This is a genomic window from Streptomyces sp. NPDC126510 (assembly GCF_040302345.1).
In the GTDB taxonomy this organism is placed as follows: domain Bacteria; phylum Actinomycetota; class Actinomycetes; order Streptomycetales; family Streptomycetaceae; genus Streptomyces.
On sequence record NZ_JBEORR010000014.1, the window covers coordinates 108,468 to 126,980 of the forward strand.

Annotated in this window: 16 protein-coding genes; 5 read left to right on the forward strand and 11 right to left on the reverse strand. The window is 72.9% G+C overall.

What is annotated here, in order from left to right:
* Positions 1 to 68: 68 nt before the first annotated feature.
* On the forward strand, positions 69 to 800 hold the full coding sequence (locus ABTX60_RS21475) for a hypothetical protein (protein ID WP_352098600.1): 732 nt from the start codon (positions 69 to 71) through the stop codon (positions 798 to 800).
* Positions 801 to 811: 11 nt separating this feature from the next.
* Here the strand turns inward: ABTX60_RS21475 and ABTX60_RS21480 are convergent, their stop codons facing one another.
* Complete coding sequence (locus ABTX60_RS21480) at positions 812 to 2,326, reverse strand: MFS transporter (protein ID WP_352098601.1); 1,515 nt, start codon at positions 2,324 to 2,326, stop codon at positions 812 to 814.
* 233 nt (positions 2,327 to 2,559) lie between these two features.
* On the opposite strand from ABTX60_RS21480, the gene proP reads away from it, so the two are divergent.
* From proP to ABTX60_RS21495, 3 genes are all read left to right on the forward strand, one after another.
* A complete protein-coding gene (gene proP / locus ABTX60_RS21485) occupies positions 2,560 to 4,056 on the forward strand; it encodes a glycine betaine/L-proline transporter ProP (protein WP_352098602.1) in 1,497 nt (498 codons plus the stop codon).
* Positions 4,057 to 4,169: 113 nt separating this feature from the next.
* Positions 4,170 to 4,583: an SRPBCC family protein gene (locus ABTX60_RS21490; protein WP_352098603.1), complete on the forward strand. Its 414-nt coding sequence runs from the start codon at positions 4,170 to 4,172 to the stop codon at positions 4,581 to 4,583.
* Positions 4,584 to 4,589: 6 nt separating this feature from the next.
* Complete coding sequence (locus ABTX60_RS21495) at positions 4,590 to 4,898, forward strand: hypothetical protein (RefSeq protein WP_352098604.1); 309 nt, start codon at positions 4,590 to 4,592, stop codon at positions 4,896 to 4,898.
* A 97-nt stretch (positions 4,899 to 4,995) separates the two neighbouring features.
* Here ABTX60_RS21495 and ABTX60_RS21500 read toward each other — a convergent pair whose 3' ends face one another.
* Positions 4,996 to 5,475, reverse strand: a complete 480-nt coding sequence (locus ABTX60_RS21500) for a MarR family winged helix-turn-helix transcriptional regulator (protein WP_352098605.1) — start codon at positions 5,473 to 5,475, stop codon at positions 4,996 to 4,998.
* Positions 5,476 to 5,539: 64 nt separating this feature from the next.
* Between ABTX60_RS21500 and ABTX60_RS21505 the strand changes: the two genes are divergently transcribed.
* Entirely contained in the window at positions 5,540 to 6,379 is an 840-nt protein-coding gene (locus tag ABTX60_RS21505; RefSeq protein WP_352098606.1) for an alpha/beta fold hydrolase, read from the forward strand.
* A gap of 25 nt (positions 6,380 to 6,404) precedes the next feature.
* On the opposite strand, the gene ABTX60_RS21510 is transcribed toward ABTX60_RS21505, so the two are convergent.
* The 9 genes from ABTX60_RS21510 to ABTX60_RS21550 all read right to left on the reverse strand — a co-directional run bounded on the left by ABTX60_RS21510 (position 6,405) and on the right by ABTX60_RS21550 (position 18,382).
* Positions 6,405 to 7,586: a Rieske 2Fe-2S domain-containing protein gene (locus ABTX60_RS21510; protein WP_352098607.1), complete on the reverse strand. Its 1,182-nt coding sequence runs from the start codon at positions 7,584 to 7,586 to the stop codon at positions 6,405 to 6,407.
* A gap of 145 nt (positions 7,587 to 7,731) precedes the next feature.
* Entirely contained in the window at positions 7,732 to 8,277 is a 546-nt protein-coding gene (locus ABTX60_RS21515; protein ID WP_352098608.1) for an AAA family ATPase, read from the reverse strand.
* Position 8,278: 1 nt separating this feature from the next.
* On the reverse strand, positions 8,279 to 8,635 hold the full coding sequence (locus ABTX60_RS21520) for a hypothetical protein (protein ID WP_352098609.1): 357 nt from the start codon (positions 8,633 to 8,635) through the stop codon (positions 8,279 to 8,281).
* Positions 8,636 to 8,800: 165 nt separating this feature from the next.
* On the reverse strand, positions 8,801 to 9,331 hold the full coding sequence (locus ABTX60_RS21525; protein ID WP_352098610.1) for a GNAT family N-acetyltransferase: 531 nt from the start codon (positions 9,329 to 9,331) through the stop codon (positions 8,801 to 8,803).
* Between the two features lie 55 nt (positions 9,332 to 9,386).
* A complete protein-coding gene (locus ABTX60_RS21530; RefSeq protein ID WP_352098611.1) occupies positions 9,387 to 12,314 on the reverse strand; it encodes a hypothetical protein in 2,928 nt (975 codons plus the stop codon).
* 2 nt (positions 12,315 to 12,316) lie between these two features.
* On the reverse strand, positions 12,317 to 14,176 hold the full coding sequence (locus ABTX60_RS21535) for an HSP90 family protein (RefSeq protein ID WP_352098612.1): 1,860 nt from the start codon (positions 14,174 to 14,176) through the stop codon (positions 12,317 to 12,319).
* Between the two features lie 220 nt (positions 14,177 to 14,396).
* A complete protein-coding gene (locus ABTX60_RS21540; protein WP_352098613.1) occupies positions 14,397 to 15,383 on the reverse strand; it encodes a hypothetical protein in 987 nt (328 codons plus the stop codon).
* A gap of 225 nt (positions 15,384 to 15,608) precedes the next feature.
* Positions 15,609 to 17,324, reverse strand: coding sequence for a SpoIIE family protein phosphatase (locus ABTX60_RS21545; protein WP_352098614.1), 1,716 nt, complete (start codon positions 17,322 to 17,324; stop codon positions 15,609 to 15,611).
* Positions 17,325 to 17,536: 212 nt separating this feature from the next.
* Positions 17,537 to 18,382, reverse strand: coding sequence for an endonuclease/exonuclease/phosphatase family protein (locus tag ABTX60_RS21550; protein WP_352098615.1), 846 nt, complete (start codon positions 18,380 to 18,382; stop codon positions 17,537 to 17,539).
* Between the last annotated feature and the right edge of the window lie 131 nt (positions 18,383 to 18,513).

An 18,513-nucleotide genomic window follows, 5' to 3' on the forward strand; every position in this document is an offset into this window, starting at 1 on the left:
TCCAATGCTCCGGGGACGCTGCGTACGGAGGGGGATGACGCGCGGTGGGGTCGTCGGGGGACGGAGTCATGCGGTCCGTGCTGTGGGTGCTGGTCGCTCTCGTGGCGCTCGCCGTCGGAGCGGCGTCGGCCCACGAGGTCCGCGGGGCACTGGAACGCGAGAGGCAGTACCGCGGCGCGCCGGCGTGCTCCGCTGCTCCCGTGCGGGCGTCCGGGTGCGTGTGGGAGCAGGAGTTCACCGTACGGAGCGCCGCCCTGAACCGCGGCGAGCGGAGCGAGTCCCCCGAGGCGGAGCTGGTGCTGCCGTCCGGGGAGCCGTGGGAGGTGACGTTCCCGCGCACCGAGCCGGTGATGTCCGAAATGGAGCCGGACGAGAAGGTCGTCGGTGTGATCTGGCACGGGCGGATCGTCGAGGTGCGGGACGCCGAAGGCCGGCGGCAGCAGACGTCCGACGGGCCGGAGGGCCGGCCCGAGGACCGGCTGGGCGGTGCGCTGGCCGGCCTCTCCTTCGGCCTGGCGGGCCTGGTGGGCGGAGTGTGGCCGCTCTTCGCGCGGGGCGAGCCTCGTCACGTGGCGGCGGCGAAGATGGTGCGGTGGCACGGCGTCGGCCTGGGCGGCACGGCGATCCTGACGCTCTGGGCGCAGGCGGCCAACGGCTGGCCGCTGTGGGCCGTTCCGGCGATCTGGGGGCCGCTCGCACTGCTGATCCTGGCGTCCATGGCGGCCTTCGCCCTCGGCGCGCTGCGCGGCGAGCTGGACGGCCCGTCCGCCCCGCAGGAGCCGCAGCCGCATGTCTCGTGAGGGCGTGAGGTTCAGGTCTGCCGGGCGTGCACCGGACTGTGCGCGACATCGTCGGGGCACGGGCGGTGCGGCTGCGGGGCCCGCCGGTCACGCCGCCAGTCGTAGGCGGCGAGGACCAGGGACGCGGCCATGCCGACGAGCCCGGCGGCCATCGCGAGGAAGAGGGCGCCGCGGTAGTCGTCGCTCCTGCTGCCGAGGACCAGGTAGTAGAGACCGGGCAGCGCGGCGGTGCCCACCGCGGCACCGAGGCGCTGCCCGGTCTGCAGGGCGCCGCCCGCCGCTCCCGCCATGTGCACCGGTACGTCGCGCAACGTCATGGTGATGTTGGGGGAGATCACGCACCCGCCGCCCACGCCGCCGAGGAACAGGACCGGGGCGGCGAGCCAAGGCGCGATGTCGAGGGGCGCGAAGCGCAGCAGCAGTGCGGTGCCGCCCAGCCCGAGGAGCACGCCCGTGAGTCCGCCCACGGTGAGCAGCCGGCCGAGCCGGTCCACCAGCCGCCCGGACACCGCGGCCGCGAGGGCCGAGCCGAGGGCGAAGGGGGTCACGGCGAGGCCCGACTCGAGCGGGGAGAAGCCCAGGCCGTGCTGGTAGAAGAGGGCGAAGACCAGCCAGACGCCGCTGAAGCCGATGAAGTAGAGCGTGCCGACGCCCGCGCCGACGGCATAGCCGCGCACGGTGGTGAACAGCCGCGGATCGAGCAGCGGCTGGGTACCGCGGTCCAGCAGCCGGCGCTGCCACCGGATGAAGGCGAAAAGCAGCCCGGCACCGGCGAGGAACATCCACCACAGCCGGGCGAGGCCACCGGTCTCCGCCTGGACCAGTGGGTACATGAGCGCGAGGACGCCGAGGCCGAGAAGTACGACGCCGGGCAGGTCGAGGTGTTCCCGGCCGGAGCGCGGGGTGCGGGGCAGCAGGCTGCGGCCGAGGAGGACCGCGAGGATGCCGATGGGCACGTTGACGTAGAAGATCCACCGCCAGCCCTGGGCGCCTTCGGCCAGGGCGAGGATCAGGCCGCCGGTCAGGGGGCCGACGGCGGAGGAAATGCCGACGGTGGCGCCGAAGAAGCCGAAGGCCCGGCCGCGTTCGCCGCCCCGGAACATCTGCTGGATGAGCGCGGAGTTCTGCGGGGCCATGAAACCGGCGGCCAGGCCCTGGGCGAGCCGGGCCACCACCAGCAGGGTGATGTTCGGGGCCGCTCCGCAGGCCGCGCTGAAGAGTACGAAGCCGCCGAGGGCGATGAGGAAGATGCGGCGCCGGTCCAGGGCGTCGCCGAGGCGGCCCGCGGTGACGAGGGCGAGGCCGAAGGAGAGCGCGTAGCCGGACACCACCCACTGGACCTCGGCCGCGGAGGCGTGCAGCTGCTGCTGGATCGTGGGCAGTGCGACGGCCACGATCGACACGTCCAGCAGGCTCATGAAGCCGGCCACCAGCGTGACCCACAGGGCCCGCCACCGTTTGGGGTCGAGCTCGTACCCGTCCTCCCGCGCACCCTGGTCGTGGCCGCCCGCCGCTGACGCCGTCACTTGGGCTCCTCTCACCAGGAACGCACCCGGCGACTCAGGTTCCCCCGCCGGGGCGCGGGCACACACCCGTCCCGGAGATCCTCCCGGACGGCGCGGCGACCCGCCTCTCGCCCTGAGCACCCGTGCCTCACGTTCCGTGATCAAGCGGACGCCGCGCGAAGAGGTCTGTTTGAGCGCGCAAGATCTGTGCAGGCGTGGTGTTTGGGAATGCGAACGGCGAAAGGAACCACGTGATGGCGGAGACCGACAACGACGAGTCGGTGGATCCCGCGGCGGTGAGACGGCACCGGGTGCTGTTCCGGGCGATCGAGAAACGACGCAACCCGAAGCTGCGCCGCAGTGACATCACGGTGACCGACGACGCGGCGGTCAAGCGCGCCACCAAGGCCGCCGCCCTCGGCAACGCGATGGAGTGGTACGACTTCGGCATCTACAGCTATCTGGCGTCGACCATCGGGCGGGTCTTCTTCCCGTCCACCAACGACACCGCCCAGCTGCTCGGCTCCTTCGCGACGTTCGCGGTGGCCTTCCTGGTGCGTCCGCTCGGCGGCATGGTCTTCGGGCCGCTCGGGGACAAGGTCGGCCGCAAGCGCATCCTCTCCCTCACCATGATCATGATGGCGGTGGGGACCTTCGCGATCGGCCTGGTCCCCTCGCACGCCGCGATCGGCCTGTGGGCCCCGGCCCTGCTGATCTTCTTCCGGCTGGTGCAGGGCTTCTCGACCGGCGGTGAGTACGGGGGTGCCTCGACGTTCATCGCGGAGTACGCGCCCGACAAGCGGCGCGGCTTCTTCGGCAGCTTCCTGGAGCTCGGCACGCTCGCCGGCTACGTCGGGGCCTCCGGTCTCGTCGTCGTCCTGCAGATGCTCCTCAGCGACGACCAGATGCTGTCGTGGGGCTGGCGCGTGCCGTTCCTGGTCGCGGCCCCGCTCGGCCTCATCGGCCTCTACCTGCGCCTCAAGCTGGACGAGACGCCCGCCTTCCAGAAGCTGGAGGGCGGCCAGGCCAAGGCGAGCGAGGCGGCCGACGCCGTGGAGACCTCGGCGGCCGCCGACCTCGGCAAGATCTTCACCCGGTACTGGCGGCCGCTGCTGCTGTGCCTCGCGCTGGTCGCGGCGTACAACATCACCGACTACATGCTGCTGTCGTACATGCCGACCTACCTGTCCGAGGAGCTGGGCTACGGCACCAACCACGGGTTGCTGATCCTGCTCGTCGTGATGGTGCTGCAGATGTGCGTGATCAACCAGGTGGGGCGGCTCTCGGACCGCTTCGGGCGCAAGCCGCTGCTGATGGCGGGGATGCTCGGATTCCTGTTCCTCTCCCTGCCGTCGTTCCTGCTCATCCGGCAGGGCAGCGTCATCCTCATCACCCTGGGGCTGCTGCTGATGGGGCTCTCGCTCGTGGCGATGCTCGGCACCATGTCGGCGGCACTCCCGGCGATCTTCCCCACGCAGGTGCGCTACGGCTCGCTCTCGGTGGCCTACAACCTGGCGACCTCCATCTTCGGTGGTACGACTCCGCTGGTGATCACCGCTCTGATCGGCACCTTCGGCTCGACGCTGATGCCGGCGTACTACGCCATGGGCGCCGCGGCCATCGGTGTCATCGCCGTGTTGTGCATGCGCGAGACCGCCAACCAGCCCCTGGCCGGCTCCCCGCCGTCCGTGGAGACGCAGGCGGAGGCGGAGGAACTCGTCCAGGCGCAGTCCCCCCAGCCCAGGTTCTGACCGGTGTCGAAGGGCCCCGTCCGCGATCGTGCGGGCGGGGCCCTTCGCGGTTGGGCCCGGGCAGACCGGGAACACGGTGCGCGCCAGGACCCCGAGGCGAGGCCGGTAAGGCGATGACCGAGTACGAACGTTCCCGCACGATGCCCGCGCAGCCCGAGCACGTCTTCGACCAGGCAGCGAACGTCGGGCGGCTGGACAGCTGGCTGCCGGCGGACCTGCACGTGGAGGCCGGAGAGCTGCCGGCCGTCACCGTCCACGAGGACCGCACCGACGAGGACACCAGCGCCGTGTTGCGTGCCCGGCCGGAGCAGATGCGGCTCGAATGGGGCACCCGTGAGCAGGGCGGCTACGCGGGCTGGCTGCAGGTCGCCGGGCTGGACGGCGGAGCCAGTGAGGTGACCGTGCACCTGTCGTTCTTCGACGACAGCCACGACCCGGGCGAGCGGGCCGTCTCCGACGCCCTGGACGGCAGCCTGCGACGTCTGGAGGAGCAGGTGCGGCTGCACGTCGACCACGCGGCCGGCTGACCCGCCGTGGCACGCGTGAGGCAGTACGCGGTCGCGGCGTCCGGGCAGTGGACCGACGAGGAGGAAGGGCGGCGCCGACTGCCCTCCGGTGAGGTGCACGCCTGGGAGCCGGGCCGCAACGAGACGGTCTGCGGCCTGTCCCTCAGCCGTTCCCGGCTGGTCCGGTTCCCGCACGTCGGCTGGCCGGACACCTTCCCGGAGTCCGGCGGGGCCGCGGACCGGGTGCGGCGCCTGTGCCCGCGCTGCGCGTCGGTGGCGGGCCGCCGCGGCCCGGACACCCGCCCGCGCTGGCACCGCACCAATCCCCGCCCGTGAGGGCCTGCGCGTTGGCCGGTCATGGTCGGGGCACCGTAAGGCGGCGAGGCCGGCCAGGCACGCGAAACGTGCACCGGCCGCTCGCGGCGGCCTGACGTCACCCTCCCCCGGAACCGTCCCGCTGGGTGCGGCGCCCGGCCGCGGCGACGTCCCGCATGGCCAGCAGGAAACGCCGGACCACGGCCAGTTCCGCTTCGTCGAAGGACCGCATCGAGCCGACCATCTCGTGGATCAGCGGCCCGAAGAAGGACCAGCCCAGATGGACGGCTTCCTCCCGCAGGACCAGCAGCACGCGCCGGCGGTCCGCGGTGTCCCGTTCCCGCCGCACCAGTTCCAGCCGCTCCAGCCGGTCGACCAGGGCCGTGGTCGACGCCGAGTTCACCCCCAGCTGCGCGCCCAGCCATCCCGGGGTGGCCCGCACGCCCTCCCGGCCGGCGTCGAGCAGGTGGATCAACGCCCGTACGTCCGTGGGATGAAGCCCGTTGCGGCCCGCGAACTCGGCTGCGAACAGGTCCAGTTCCATCGTCACCGCCCGCAGCAGGTGCACCAGTCGCAGACCGGGATTTTGGTCGTCCATGCTTCACTCCCCTAATATCTCGTTGGTCGAGAGTATCGGTGAACGAGTCATACGGGGCGGGGACATGGATGACACGGCAGCGTTCTTCAGGGCGTACGACGACGTCCTGCGACAGTGGCCGGGAGAGGTGCACGGCGTCGACGTCCCCACCCCCTACGGCAGCACCCGGGTCCAGATCAGCGGTCGCGAGGACGGAACCCCGCTCGTCCTGCTGCCCGGCGGCGGAACCACCTCGGCCGCCTGGTTCGCAAATGCCGGTGCCCTGTCCGCCAGGCACCGCGTCCATGCCGTCGACCTCATGGGCGACATCGGCCGCAGCGTCCACGACGGAGCACCGCTACGCGGCGCGGCGGACCTCACGGCCTGGCTCGACGCCCTCTTCGACGCGCTGGACCTGGACGGCGCGCACCTGTGCGGCCACTCGTACGGCGCCTGGATCGCCCTGCGCTACGCACTGCACGCGCCCCATCGGCTCGGCAGGCTCGCGCTGCTCGACCCGGTCAACTGCTTCACCGGTATGAGCCCGCGCTACCTCGCCCGCGCCCTGCCGATGCTGCTGAGGCCCAGCGCCGAGCGGGTGCTCGCCTTCCACCGGTGGGAGTCCGGCCGTGACCCCGAGGATCCGGTGTGGCGGGCGTTCCTGGGGAGCACAGCCACCGCCCACCGGTCGAAGGTCGTGGCCATGCGGCGCCCCAAGGCGCGGGAACTCGCGGAATGCACCGTCCCGGCCCTGGTGCTCCTGGCGGAACACAGCCGCGCCCACGATCCGCTGCGTGCGGCGGCCGCCGCACGCCGGCTCCTGGCCTCGGCGCGCGTCGTCACCCTGCCCGGTGCCTCGCACCACTCCCTGCTGACCGAGCGACCCGCCGAACTCAACAGGCTGCTGCGGGAGTTCTTCGCCTGAGCCCCACGGGTACGCGTCCGCACCCTCAGGGGGTGTCGGCCATCGCCGCCGGATCGCGGTCCTGCCCGGTGCAGAGCGAGGCGGCGCCGCACGCGGCAGCCCGGGGGCGGATGGGAACGCCGTTGGTGCGCAGCACCTCGCGGACGTCCAGGATCAGGGAGAACACCTCGCGATTGCGGTCCTCGCCCTGCTCGTCCCAGGCCCGCTGCTCCGCCTCGACGGCCATCCGGTCCTCGGCGAACACCCGCTCGGTGAAACGCCTGATGAGAGGCCAGGCCAACCGCAGAGCGCCGGGAATCCGCGGCTTCTCGATCATGAGCAGGCCGAAGGTGTGGCAGCGGCGCTGCTCGGCGTCCTCGGGGACGTAGGCGACCCAGAGGCGGAAGGCCGGCCGCTCGGCGTTCTCCGGGACGAGGTCCAGGATCTGGTACGGGTACTCGGTGCGGATCGTCATGACGTCGCTGGAGTCGCTGCCGCCGATCCCCTCGGCGGCCAGCAGGCTGGCCCCGCGGTTGCGCTTCCCCCCGGCGTGGCTGAACAGGTACCTGGCCTCCACCGACCGCTCGTCGGTACGGGAGTCGAGCAGCTCGGGACGGAGTTTCCCGACCACGCCCCGGTGCAGGAACTGGTGGTTCATGTCGAGCAGGTTCTCGTGCATGAACGAGTAGTGGCAGTGCACGGTCCGGGAGTACGTCATCGTCCTGTACCGCGGCGAGCCGAACGCCGGCAGGTCGGGCAGCGGAGCGGCGGCCGCCTTGTCCGGGTCGCCGGGGAACACGAAGACCAGGCCGTAGGCCTCGCGCACGGGGTAGCCGCGCACGCCGCGCGGGGGCCGGCCGTCTCCTTTGGAGAGGTACGGGATCTGCGAGATGCGGCCGTCGCCGCGATAGGCCCAGGCGTGATAGCAGCAGCGGAGGGTCTCGCCCTCCACCACGCCCATGCTCAGCGGCACCTGCCGGTGGGCGCACCGGTCCTCCAGCGCGTACACGGTGCCGCTCCGCCCGCGGTAGAGCGCGATGCGCTCGCCGGCGAACGTCGCCGCGAACGCTCGCTCGCGCCGCACGTTCTTCGCCAGGGCGACCGGGTACCAGAAGTCGGGGTTCGCCCCGACGCGCCGGAGATCGACCGTGCCCGTACCCGGGTCACCGTGTGCCGCCGGCGACGCGGCCCCGGCAGAGATGGCCCCGGCCTCCTCGGTCTCGGTCATACCTCTCCCTCGCGCGTACGGGCAGCGACAGCCACACGTCCCACCAGGCAGCACCGAGCCGCCGGTGCGGGCGTCCGGCACCGCCCATCCTCACCGCGTCGCACCGCCCACGCCCTGTCCGGCGCGTGCGGACGGGTGAGTCGTGCTAGAGATCAGTCTCCGGCAGACCGGCCAGCCCCGTGTCGAGCATGATGCGGTCCACGGTCCGCGGCAGGGCACTGTCGGCGCCGATGACGGTTTCGATGCCGCCGGGCAGCAGGTCCAGTTCGCGGTACCACTCGCGCAGCTGCGGTTCGCCGACCTCGTTGGCGATCGGCTTGCCGGCATGACGGGCGAGGGTCTGCTCGAACGGCACGTGCAGGTAGTACGCGTGGGTCGGCCCGCGGTGGTCGGCGCGCAGCCGGGTGAGCATCTCGCCGTAGCGGTCGGCGTACAGGATCCCCTCGACCAGGACGTGGTACCCGGCGTCGAGGGCGTAGCGGGCCGTCAGATCGATCAGGCCGATGTTCGCCGCGCCGGGTTGGTCCCTCTCCCGCAGCACGACCCGGCGCAGGTTGTCCTGCCCCACCAGCGCCAGCCCCCGCCCGAACCTCTCACGCACCCCGGCCGCGACGGACGACTTCCCCGCCCCGCTGTTGCCCCGCAGCACGATGAGCCGGGTCTGTTCGGTCCCCACCCTCACGGAGGGCACCCTACGAGGGACCGTGACGCGGTTCGGGCACCGAGCGGACGGCCACCGGCGCCGGCCCGCGGCCGGGTGCCCACAGCCAGGTGCGCTTGCGGGTGCGGCCCGCGATGTCCGTGCTGTGCAGTGCCGCCACCGCCGTCATGAACGGCCAAGCGAGGAAGGTCGTGCCGAGCTGGGCGACGGCCCCGTCCGTGCCGATCGCGACGGCCACGAACTCGGCGGGGAAGACGAGCGCCCCGAGCAGTGCTCCCACGAGGGTGAGTGCCCACCGGCGGGTGAGGACACGAGCCGCGACGGCCAGTCCACCGGCGAGGACCAGGCCCATCAGCACACCGGCCAGCAGGCTTCCTCCCGTGAGCAAGCCGCTGTAGCGCAGGTCCCGGGCGGCGTGTCCCCTCCCCGGAGGAACTCCACCAGGGCCACCCCCAGGGCGAGAGCGGCCCACGGGAGGCCCGGTACGCACGCCATCAGCAGGCCCACCTTCACAGCGCGCCCGGCGCTGCCCTTTCGCTCCCCGCGCTCCACGTCAGGCCCGTACCAGTCCGCCGACCCACCAGTCGTGCGGCTTGCCGTCGTTGGCGATGCCGCGGTTGCGCAGCGTCCCTTCGAGGGTGAAGCCCAGTCGCTCGGCGACGGCACGCGATCCGGTGTTGCCGGTCATGGCCCACCATTCGATGCGGTGGACGTCGAGCGTGGCCCACCCCCAGTCGCACAGCGCCCGCGCGGCCTCGACCGAGTAGCCCTGGCCGCGCTGCTCCTTGACCGCCCAGTAGCCGAGTTCGTAGACGCCCGCGCTCACCTTGGTCAGGCAGTACGAGCCGACGAGAGCCGCACTGTCCTTGCGGAACGCCCCGAGGACGTAGTCCTTGTCGGCGGCCCAGCCCTCGGGCCACTCCTCGAGAACGCTCTTCTCGGCGTGCTGCCGCCGGAAGGGCACCGGCACCGGTGTGTAGAACTGGATGTCCTCGTCCTGGCAGGCGTCGTGCACCGCGTCCACGTCGCCCGGCTCGAAGGCCCGCAGCACCAGACGCCCGGTCTCAAGTGTCACTGGATCCACCGCGTCAGTATGTGCGCCGCACCGATCCTCCGACCAGCGAATATCACCCCGCCCGTCACTCCTCGTCGCGCAACCGGGCCGCCAGTGCGGTCAGCGACTCGGTCTCCTCGGTGTGGCCCAGGGCGGTCAGGCGGACGACGGCCGCGTCCAGCCGGGTGAGAGCGGGGGCGGGACGCTCCAGGTAGAGGCCCTCCACGACGCCCGCGAGGCGTACGCACTCGGCCCATTCGCCGGCCCGGTCGTCGTCCCTTCCCGGCTCGCCTAGCAGGGTGAGTGCCTGGTCCAGAGCCGTCAGGGCGTCCTCGTACGCGCCGGCGTAGGCGTTGACCCGCCCGTACTCGTAGGCCAGGGCCGTGTCCAGGGAACGGCCGTGGGCCTCGTACCCGGCGGCACGGGCCTCGTCGGCGACGCGGCCGGCGTCGGCGAGGACGGCGAGGGCGTCGGGCAGTCCGTCCGCGCCTTGCTGCTGCGCCTGGAGACGGGCGAGTTCACGCAGGGAGTTGCTGAGGTGCTCGTAGCGCGGGTCCTCGGCGTGGGCGGCGAGCGCCTGGCCGGCGGCCTCGCGGGCCCGGCCGAACTCACCGGACTCGGCGAGGAGCACGGCCGTCTCCGCGGCGATCATGGCGTGGCTGCCCGGGTCGTCGTCCCAGCCGGCCGACTCGGCCGCGAGCGCGACGAACTCCGCCGTGGCGGCCTTGAGGTCTTCACCCGTGTGCAGAGCTCGGGCGCGGGTCAGACGCAGCTGGGCCACGAGCCGGTCGTCCAGCTCTCCGGCGGCCACGTCCGGTTCGGCCAGCAGGGAGTCGAGCAGCGCGATGCAGTCCTCGACGCGGCCCAGGTCGAGGCTGAGCTGGGCGGCGTTGCCGTAGGTGCAGTACGCGTCGGTCCGGCTGCCGTGCCACAGGTCCAGCTCCGCCGCGCGCGTCAGGTGCCGCAGCGCCTCCTCGGGCCGGCCCAGGTGCATGCAGGCCTCGGCCAGGTCGGCGTGCAGGCGGGTGGTGCCGACCGCCTCGGCCGACCAGTCGGCGGCCAGGCGCAGGCCCTCGGCCAGATCGGCGTACGCCGCCTGGGGGTCCTGGAGGACGAGCCGGAGCCGGCCGCGCAGTCCGAGCGTGCGGGGCAGGTGCCAGGCGGGGCCTTGGGCCTTCAGCCGGTCCAGGAGGGCATCGGCCTCGGTGACCGCGGCGGGCAGGTCACCGGAGAGGGCGTACGTGGTGGCCCGCAGCATGTGTGCGCCGGAGATCTGCCCGGCGATGTCGTGCCGGGCGGCGAACGCGGTGAGCAGGTCCGCCTCGGCGAAGACCGGCGCGACGTGCTCCTGGCTCCGGGTCGTCTGCAGACGCAGGGCGAGCGCGGTCGCCCGCAGCCGCAGCAGGCGTGCCTCCTGATGCGGGGTGAGGCCGGGCGTCTCCTCGTGCGCGCGGACCATGGACGCGTGGGCGTCGGTGAGGGCGGCGGCCTTCGTCTCCGGTCCGTCGGCGCCCTCCGCGAGGATCTCGGCGTGTGCGAGCAGAAGGCCGGCCCGGGTGACTGCGGCGTCGCCCGGCGCGCCGGCGTCGTCGTACAGGGCCGCGGCCTCCTCGTTCAGGGCGGCGGCGTCGGTGAACCGGTCCCTCTCGTGCGCCCGGTTCGCCTCTTCGGCCAGCAGGTCGGCGCGCAGCCGGGCGAGCGGTCCGACGGCCGGGTCGTCGGGGTGGGTGTAGTCGCGGGCGGCGGCGAGTGTGCGCAGCCGCGCCCAGCAGGCCCGCGCGTCCGGGTGGCCCTGCTCGTCCAGCGCCCGTGCGCGCAGGATGAGTTCGGTGAGCGACTCGGGTACGGCGGGGGCCGTCGGGGCAGCGGTGGCGGCCGGGGTCACGTCGTCGAGGCCGCGGGTGCGCAGGGTCAGCTCCAGGGTGTCCAGAAGCGGGGCGCGGTCCAGGCGGTCCCTGCGGCGGCCGGTGTGGGCCGTGGTTCCGTTGCGGGCGTCGAAGCGGGCGGCGAGGTCGTCGGCGCGGCTGCTTACCTCGGCGCGCAGACCGGCGGCGGTCCAGGTGCGGCCCGCGTATCCGGCGGCGGGCAGCTCGCCGTGGCCAAGGAGCTCGACGCGCTGGAGCAGGACCTCCACGCCGGTGAGGAAGTCGAGCTGGTCGAGCGGCGAGTCGACCTCGTCGAACAGGTTCCGGTTCTCGGCGAGCAGCTCCAGGCCGCGGGCCTCGTTGCCGGTCAGCGCGCAGAACTCCAGGTGCCGGCCCACCTCCCCGGACATCGAGGGGTTGCGGCGGCAGCCGCGGTAACCGGCGAGGTGCAGTTCGCGGGCCCGGTCGGCGCGGCCGGTCCGCAGCAGGGGCAGCAGCGCGTACGACAGGGAGCGGGCGGGCTCCTCCTGGCACGACTCCTGGCCGGCGAGGACGGGCTCCCAGGCCCGCAGGGCCCGCTCGTCGTCGCCCGCGGCGAGGTGGTGGCGGGCGCGCCGGCAGATCTCACAGGCCTCGCAGTCGCTGAGCCGGGTGCGAGTGCGGGCCGCCCACAGCTCGTAGGCGAGGGTGGTGTCCTCACCGACGTGGGCGGCGAGCTGGTACGCCTCGCCATAGTAGGGCTGGAGGCCGAGGCCGGCCTTCTCGTAGCGGTCGCGCATCTCCGTGAGCCACTGGCGCAGGCTGGTCAGCGGTATCTCGGGCAGGGCGCGCAGGGCGTTGGACACCCACTTGAACCGCCAGAACAGCATGTGGCGCAGGCGCTCGTCGAAGACGTCGGGCTGCTCGTCGAAGAGGGTGAGCAGACGTGCGAAGACGACCGGCGACTTCCGGGGCTCGGAGCCGTAGGTGTACGCCTCCTGGAGTTCGAGGAGCGCGCGGACGAGCGGGGCAGGGTCATCGAACTGCTCGGCAGCGTCGGTGAGTTCCTCCGCGGTGACGGTGCGGGTGCGGCCGTAGGGGCGCCGTTGGTTCTCCTGGAGCGCCTGGTACAGCTCGTCGGTGGTCTGGGGGTGGGGTGCGGTGGGCATCGTCAGCTGTCCTTGCGGAGGGCGTGGGCGAGCAGGTCGAGGAAGGAGCGGTTGATGAGGCTCGATTCGGCGGGCCGGAGCGGGCGCCGGGACAGCATCGCGGCCTGCCCGTAGAGGGCTTCGGCGCTGGTGCGGGCGAGTTCGGGCTCGTCGATGGCGACGGCGGTGCGGACCAGCGGGTTGAGCTGGTTGAGGATCAGCTGGGCCCGCGGTGCCTCGTGGCGCAGGGCGCCGAGGATGTCGCCCCACAGGCCGCCCTCCTGCTCACGGGCGAGCTGGGAGCGGGTGCGTTCGTGCCGGGCCTCACGGCTGTCGATGAGGAGGGCGGGCGCGGAGACGGGCTGGAAGGTGCGCAGGGCGACGTCGCAGTCGAAGACGGCCAGGGCGTCGCGGGCCTGCGCGAGATACGCCGCGGCGGCGAGCTCGGTCTCCCGGTCGACGGGGTCGAGGTGGGCGGTGAGGGTCGCCGGGTCGAGGTCGGCGACACTGGCCTCGGGCCTGATCTCGGGCAGCCGGTGGACCAGTTCGCGGTCGTAGGTGTAGCCGCCGTTGACGACGCCGAGCCCGGCGGCCGAGGCGATCGCGGCGACCTGGCGGAACTCCTCCACGCTCGACGTCACCAGCACGGTGCGGTGGGTGCGGGCGAACTCGTCGAGGGTGCAGTGCCCGTCGGTCGTCTCGAACGGCAGCCAGGGCAGCAGCATCCGCAGGATCTCGTCGTCGTGCACCGCGAGGGACTTCGCTGCCAGGTGGTGGGCCTGGAGGAAGCGGCCGAGCAGGTCCGGGTCGCCGGCGGCGGTCCGGGCGATCCAGTCGCGCAGCCGCTCGGCGAGGGCGTCGCGGACGGCGGCGAGGGTGGCGTCCTCGTAGAGGGACTCGCGGGACGCCGTGGGGCGCAGGCTCTCGGCGTCGACGACACAGCGGACGAAGAACGCCCAGTCGGGCAGGATCTCCTCGGCCTGCTCGGACAGCAGCATGCCCTTGACGTGCACGCGGTGGCCGTGGCGGCGCCCGGCCGGCACCGTCTCGGGCAGGACGCAGGCGATGCCCTTCAGGCCCACGGCCGGCAGGTCCAGCTCGATGGTGTCCAGCGGCTGGAAGCCGAAGGCCTCCTCGCCGTAGGCGGCCAGGGCCCGGGAACGGGCTCCCGGTGTGGGGTACGTACGCGCCCAGGGGGCGGGCTCGGGATTGACGGACGTGCCGGAGCGGTCCGTACCGCCGGTGCCGTCGTCGAAGGTGACCGGGTGGCGCAGCAGGGAGCCGAAGTGGCGGGCCAGTGCGTGCACCTGTGCCGGCCGGGTCCACTCCCCCGCGTCGGCGCGGGGGGTCAGGGTGACGGTGGTGCCGGGCCGGGGCCGGGTGGAGGCGGGCAGGGTGCGGACGGTGTAGCTGCCGTCGCCGCGTCCACGCCACTCCACGGCGGGTGCGTCGGGGGTACGGGCGGAGCGGCTCAACACGTGGATCTCGTCCGCGACCAGGAAGCAGGAGAGCAGGCCGATGCCGAACTGGCCGATGAAGTCGCCCCGTTGCTCGGCGATGCGGTCGGCGCGCTTGCTGCTGCGGCCGATGGTGGCGAGGAAGCCGTGCACGTCTGCCTCGGTGAGACCGACGCCGTCGTCCTCGACGCGTACCACCGAGCCGTCGGCGTGCAGGCGTACGCCGAAGGCGTCGGCGGGGGCGGCGGGTTCCAGGGCGTGCCGGGCGGTCAGTGCGTCCACCGCGTTCTGCATCAGTTCGCGCAGGTAGACGCGCGGGCTGGAGTAGAGGTGGTGGGAGAGGAGGTCGACGAGGCCGCGCAGATCCACCTGGAAGGTGCGGTCGGCGTCGGACGGCGGGTTCGGGACGGTGTCGTGGAGAGTCATGGGGCAGTCCGGGGTGGGAGGGGCGAGGGGATGGCGCGCGGCGCCGGCGGTACCAGGGCGGCGGGGCCGGCGGGTGTGACGAGGCCGGGTGGTGCGGCGGGGGCGCTCGGACGCGGGGTGTGCGGTGCGCACCGGGCTACGGGCTGCTCGGCTCGGGCGGTGCGGGCACCAGCACCGACTCGGGCGCGGGCGGGTGCGCGCAGGCTCCTGGCCCGGCTGCTCAGGTGCGGCGGTGCCGCTGGGCGAACTGTTTCTCGGGCTCGGCGAAGTAGGTCCACGGCCACTTGGTGTACGCGCCGTCCAGGGTCTGGAAGACCCGCCGGACCGTGTGGCGCTCGCCGGCCAGGGACAGGGCCATGGCGAACATGTTGAAGTCCTGCTGCCAGCCGGGGCGCCACACATAAGCGGGGTGGAGGATGCTGTAGTCGGCCGCTTCCCGCAACTGCGCCCGGATCTCGTCGGTGTGGAGGTAGTCGCCGCGGTCCGACTCGACCCACTCCTCGATGTACGCCATGGCGATCACGCAGCCGAGGCGGTGCCCCTCAGGGGCGCGGGAGGCCGCTTCCTGGGCGAACGCCAGGGCCTGCCCCGGCTCGCCGCCCCAGCGGGGCTGCAACTGCGACACCCACTCCAGGTGGGTCTCCAGGTCCAGGGGGTCGCGGCGCAGCGCCGCGTCGCGGCGGGTCCGGTTGACGGCGGAGTCCAGCGACATGCCCCGGCCGGAGGTGAGGAGCTGACGCCAGGGCGTGACCCACTCCGGCCGCAGCTCGGCGGCCTGCAAAAGGTGTTCCTCGGCGATCTCGAGCCGCTCGTGGAAGACCCGCCACTGGTCCCGGGTGACGTTCACGGCGAGCTCGGCGGTACGCGCCTCCCAGCCCCAGGTGATGTGGCGCGCCCCGGATATGAGCAGGGCCGCCGCCCGGTGCTCCTTCTCCTCCGCGACGGCCCGGCCGATCCAGTCCTGCACGCCGTCCAGCACGGCGAGCTCGCCCAGGACCCGGTGGTCGCGGCCCAGGTCGAACGGGGCCAGTGCCCCCTTGACGGCGTCCCAGTCACCCGCGTCCGCCGCCTCCACCAGGGCGAGCACCCGTGCGTCCCCGAGCGCGCGCAGCGTGTACATCCCGTTCTTCTGCCTGCGCGGGGCGGGCAGGACGTGCGGATCGGCCGCCGGTCTCTCCCCGCCCCTGCCGAACAGCTTGCCGAACATGCCGCGCCCTCCCCTGGTACCCCGTGATCTTCCGGTGCAGCATAGGCGGACCCACCGACATGCTCTCCACCGGGTTTTCACGGGCGCTTCACGCGTGGGAACCGCCCCGCACGGAGGCCCGGCCGTGCCGGACGGACGCGGTGTCCGGGTTGTACGCCGGGGCTTCGGGGAGGAGCGCCGCAGGTGGCTTGAGCCGTTCGGCGAGGCCTGCCCTCTCCCCTGCGGTCAGCTGTCGGGGACGCGCAGGGCCAGGACGGCGACGTCGTCGTCGTTGCCTGCGGGGCGGACGCGGCGCAGGAGCTGGTCGGTGAACGAGGCGAGGGGCCGGTGGGCCAGGGCGGCGGCGTGCTGGCGCAGTCGGTCCAGTCCCTCGTCGAGGGTGCGGCGGGGCGCTTCGACGAGTCCGTCCGTGTACAGCACCAGGGTGGAACCGGGCGGAAGCTGCGCGGTGGCGTCCGGGCGCCGGGTGCCGGTCTGGGTGCCCAGCAGGATGCCGTGGCCGTCGGTGAGGTAGTGGGCCAGGCCGTCCCGGCTGATCAGCAGCGGCGGAGGGTGGCCGGCGTTGGTCCAGGACAGCCGCCAGCCGTCGTCGGCCGGTTCGACCCGGGCGAAGATCGTGGTGGCCATGGTGACGTCGGTGATGTGCTGGATCGCCTCGTCGAGCCGTTCGACGATCCGGCTGGGCGGCTCGTGCTGGGACCAGGCGTAGGCGCGGAGCATGTTGCGGACCTGTGCCATGCCGGCCGCCGCCTCGAGGTCGTGGCCGACGACGTCCCCGATGGCCAGGGCGGTGGAGTCGTCGGACAGGGGGAAGGCGTCGTACCAGTCGCCGCCGACCTGGGAGGCGTCGGGTGCGGGCAGGTAGCGGACGGTCATCTGCAGGCCGGAGACGCCCGGCATCTGCGGCAGCAGATGGTTCTGCATGGTCTCGGCGACCTTGCGCTGGCGCTGGTAGAGGCGGGCGTTGTCCAGGGCCAGACCGGCCCGGCGCGCGATGTCCTCGATGAGGGGGAGGTCCACGGACGTGAAGGGCGTCGATGTCTCGTCGCGGCCCAGCGTGAGTGCTCCCAGGACGGCGCGGGTGCTGCGAATGGGCGCGATGGCGGCGGAGCGCATCCCGGTGACGTCGAACAGGCGGCGCTGTTCCACCGCGATGCCGGAGTCCGGTGCCCCCTGGTAGGTCTGCGGGCCGGCCAGGTTGGAGGCGACCCCGCGCAGGGCCCTGGACAGGGGCATCGGGGATTCCTCGGGGATCGGCGGCATCGGTCCCTGCAGGTCCTCGTGGTGGGTGAGCTTCTCGCCGTCGGCGTGGACCACGACGGTGCGCCACACCTCGTCCCGCTCCGTGATCAGGTCGATGACCGCCCAGTCCGCGAGGCGGGGCAGGACCAGGTTCACCAGCCGCCGCAGCGCCTCGTCCACGTCGAGCGTGGAGGTCAGCTGCGTGGTGGTCTCGGCCAGCAGGGCGAGCCGTGCCAGCTCCGACAGCGGATGCGCCGCCGGCTCCGGCTGCGGCTCGGCGACGTGCGGGTGGTCGGGGGCGTGGAAGACGACCAGCGTGCCGCCGTGCCGGCCATCGAGGGCGTACGGCGTGATCAGCCAGGAGATGCGCAGCACGGTGCCGTCGGCGCGGGCGAAGTAGTCCTCGTCGGCCTGGGCCGTGCGCCCGGCGTGGAAGGCCTGCCGCATGGCGCACTGGGTTCTCGGCAGGGGCTGCCCCTGCGGGCCGCGATGCAGCAGGTCGTGCGCGTCGTGTCCGATGAGGTCGGCGGCGGGCCGGCCCAGCAGGTGTTCGGTGTGGGCGTTCACGGCGATGATGCAGCCCTGCTCGTCCACGACGTAGGCGCCGGCGCCGATGGCTTCCAGGGACGCGGTCGGCGCGACGGACGCTGTCGGCACGGACGGCCCGTGAACGGTCTCCGTGTACTCCGGCCCCGTCATCGCGGCCTCCCTGCTGATCGAGCCGGCCTCCCGCTCGCCGGCGTCCCTTGCTTGCTTGCCCTCCCCGTATGCCCATACGGCGCAAGATTCCACGTGGCGGGCCGGCGTCGTTGATTCCGCCACCCCGTGCGGGCCTTTGACCTGCGGTCCCGGGAAAGCGGACCGTCCGGTCGAGGCGGGCCGGGCCGGGCGTGGCCGGCCGCTGAACGTCCTCAGCCCAGGTCGAGGTCGGCGTGCAGCAGGCTGTGGTCCGAGGACGAGGTCGGATGCACGCGGTGCCTGAGCGGGACCACGCCTCGCAGGAACACGTAGTCGAACTTGCTCTGCCAGTCGGTCGTCGGCTGGCAGCTGCCGGCGGGCGACGGACGGCACTGCGGGTCGGCGTCCGTGGCCAGCGCCCAGATGCCGGACAGTTCGGGGGCGTCCGGCACGGCGTTGAAGTCGCCGAGCGCGATCGCGCGGTCGTGCCGGGCGACCTCCGCCGCGAGCACGCGGATCTGCTCCGCCCGGACCGTCTCCTGGCGTCGCTGGGCGAGATGGGTGTTGAAGACCCGGACGGACCGGCTGTCGACGGTGGTGGTGACGGCCATGTACCCGCGGTCCTCGGAGCCGCCGTCGGCATATTCCACGGTGACCGGGTCCGTCATCGGCGCGGCCGACAGGATCGCCTGGCCGAAGGCTCCCGGGCTCCACGGCGTCCCTCCGCAACGGCCCCATTTGCGCAGCACCGACCCGTACTCGACGTGGTAGGCCAGCCCGTGGAGGTTCTCCAGATACTCCCGGATCCTCTCCACGTCACGCACACAGGCTTCCTGCAGGCCGACGACCTGGGGCGCGTATGCGGCGATCTCCGCGGCCTTGTCCACGTCGCTCGCCGAGCACGGGTTGCAGATGTTCCACGTCATGACCCGGTTGGGCACGACGTCCCTGGCGGCCACGGCGGGCTGCGCCCCGGCGAAGAGGGCACCGTTCGGTGCGCTGGGGCCGACGAGCACCATGCAGACCGCCAGCATGACGCCCGCGAGCAACCGCGCGCCCGTGCGCCTGTCGAGCACCATCGCCTCCTCACGGTGGACACGTCCGGCCTCCGACGTCTCCACACACGAGGTTATGGGACGGGATCGTCGGCAACCCAGGTGATGCGTGATCTCGTTACCGCGGCCACTGCTCACGATCGCTCGGTGCACGG

What these genes read in the sequence shown, in the direction of transcription:
- ABTX60_RS21475 (WP_352098600.1), top strand. Translation starts at nt 69, where the DNA reads ATGCGGTCCGTGCTGTGGGTGCTGGTCGCTCTCGTGGCGCTCGCCGTC.
- proP (WP_352098602.1), top strand. Translation starts at nt 2,560, where the DNA reads ATGGCGGAGACCGACAACGACGAGTCGGTGGATCCCGCGGCGGTGAGA.
- ABTX60_RS21490 (WP_352098603.1), top strand. Translation starts at nt 4,170, where the DNA reads ATGACCGAGTACGAACGTTCCCGCACGATGCCCGCGCAGCCCGAGCAC.
- ABTX60_RS21500 (WP_352098605.1), bottom strand. Translation starts at nt 5,475, where the DNA reads ATGGACGACCAAAATCCCGGTCTGCGACTGGTGCACCTGCTGCGGGCG.
- ABTX60_RS21505 (WP_352098606.1), top strand. Translation starts at nt 5,540, where the DNA reads ATGGATGACACGGCAGCGTTCTTCAGGGCGTACGACGACGTCCTGCGA.
- ABTX60_RS21510 (WP_352098607.1), bottom strand. Translation starts at nt 7,586, where the DNA reads ATGACCGAGACCGAGGAGGCCGGGGCCATCTCTGCCGGGGCCGCGTCG.
- ABTX60_RS21530 (WP_352098611.1), bottom strand. Translation starts at nt 12,314, where the DNA reads ATGCCCACCGCACCCCACCCCCAGACCACCGACGAGCTGTACCAGGCG.
- ABTX60_RS21535 (WP_352098612.1), bottom strand. Translation starts at nt 14,176, where the DNA reads ATGACTCTCCACGACACCGTCCCGAACCCGCCGTCCGACGCCGACCGC.
- ABTX60_RS21540 (WP_352098613.1), bottom strand. Translation starts at nt 15,383, where the DNA reads ATGTTCGGCAAGCTGTTCGGCAGGGGCGGGGAGAGACCGGCGGCCGAT.
- ABTX60_RS21545 (WP_352098614.1), bottom strand. Translation starts at nt 17,324, where the DNA reads ATGACGGGGCCGGAGTACACGGAGACCGTTCACGGGCCGTCCGTGCCG.
- ABTX60_RS21550 (WP_352098615.1), bottom strand. Translation starts at nt 18,382, where the DNA reads ATGGTGCTCGACAGGCGCACGGGCGCGCGGTTGCTCGCGGGCGTCATG.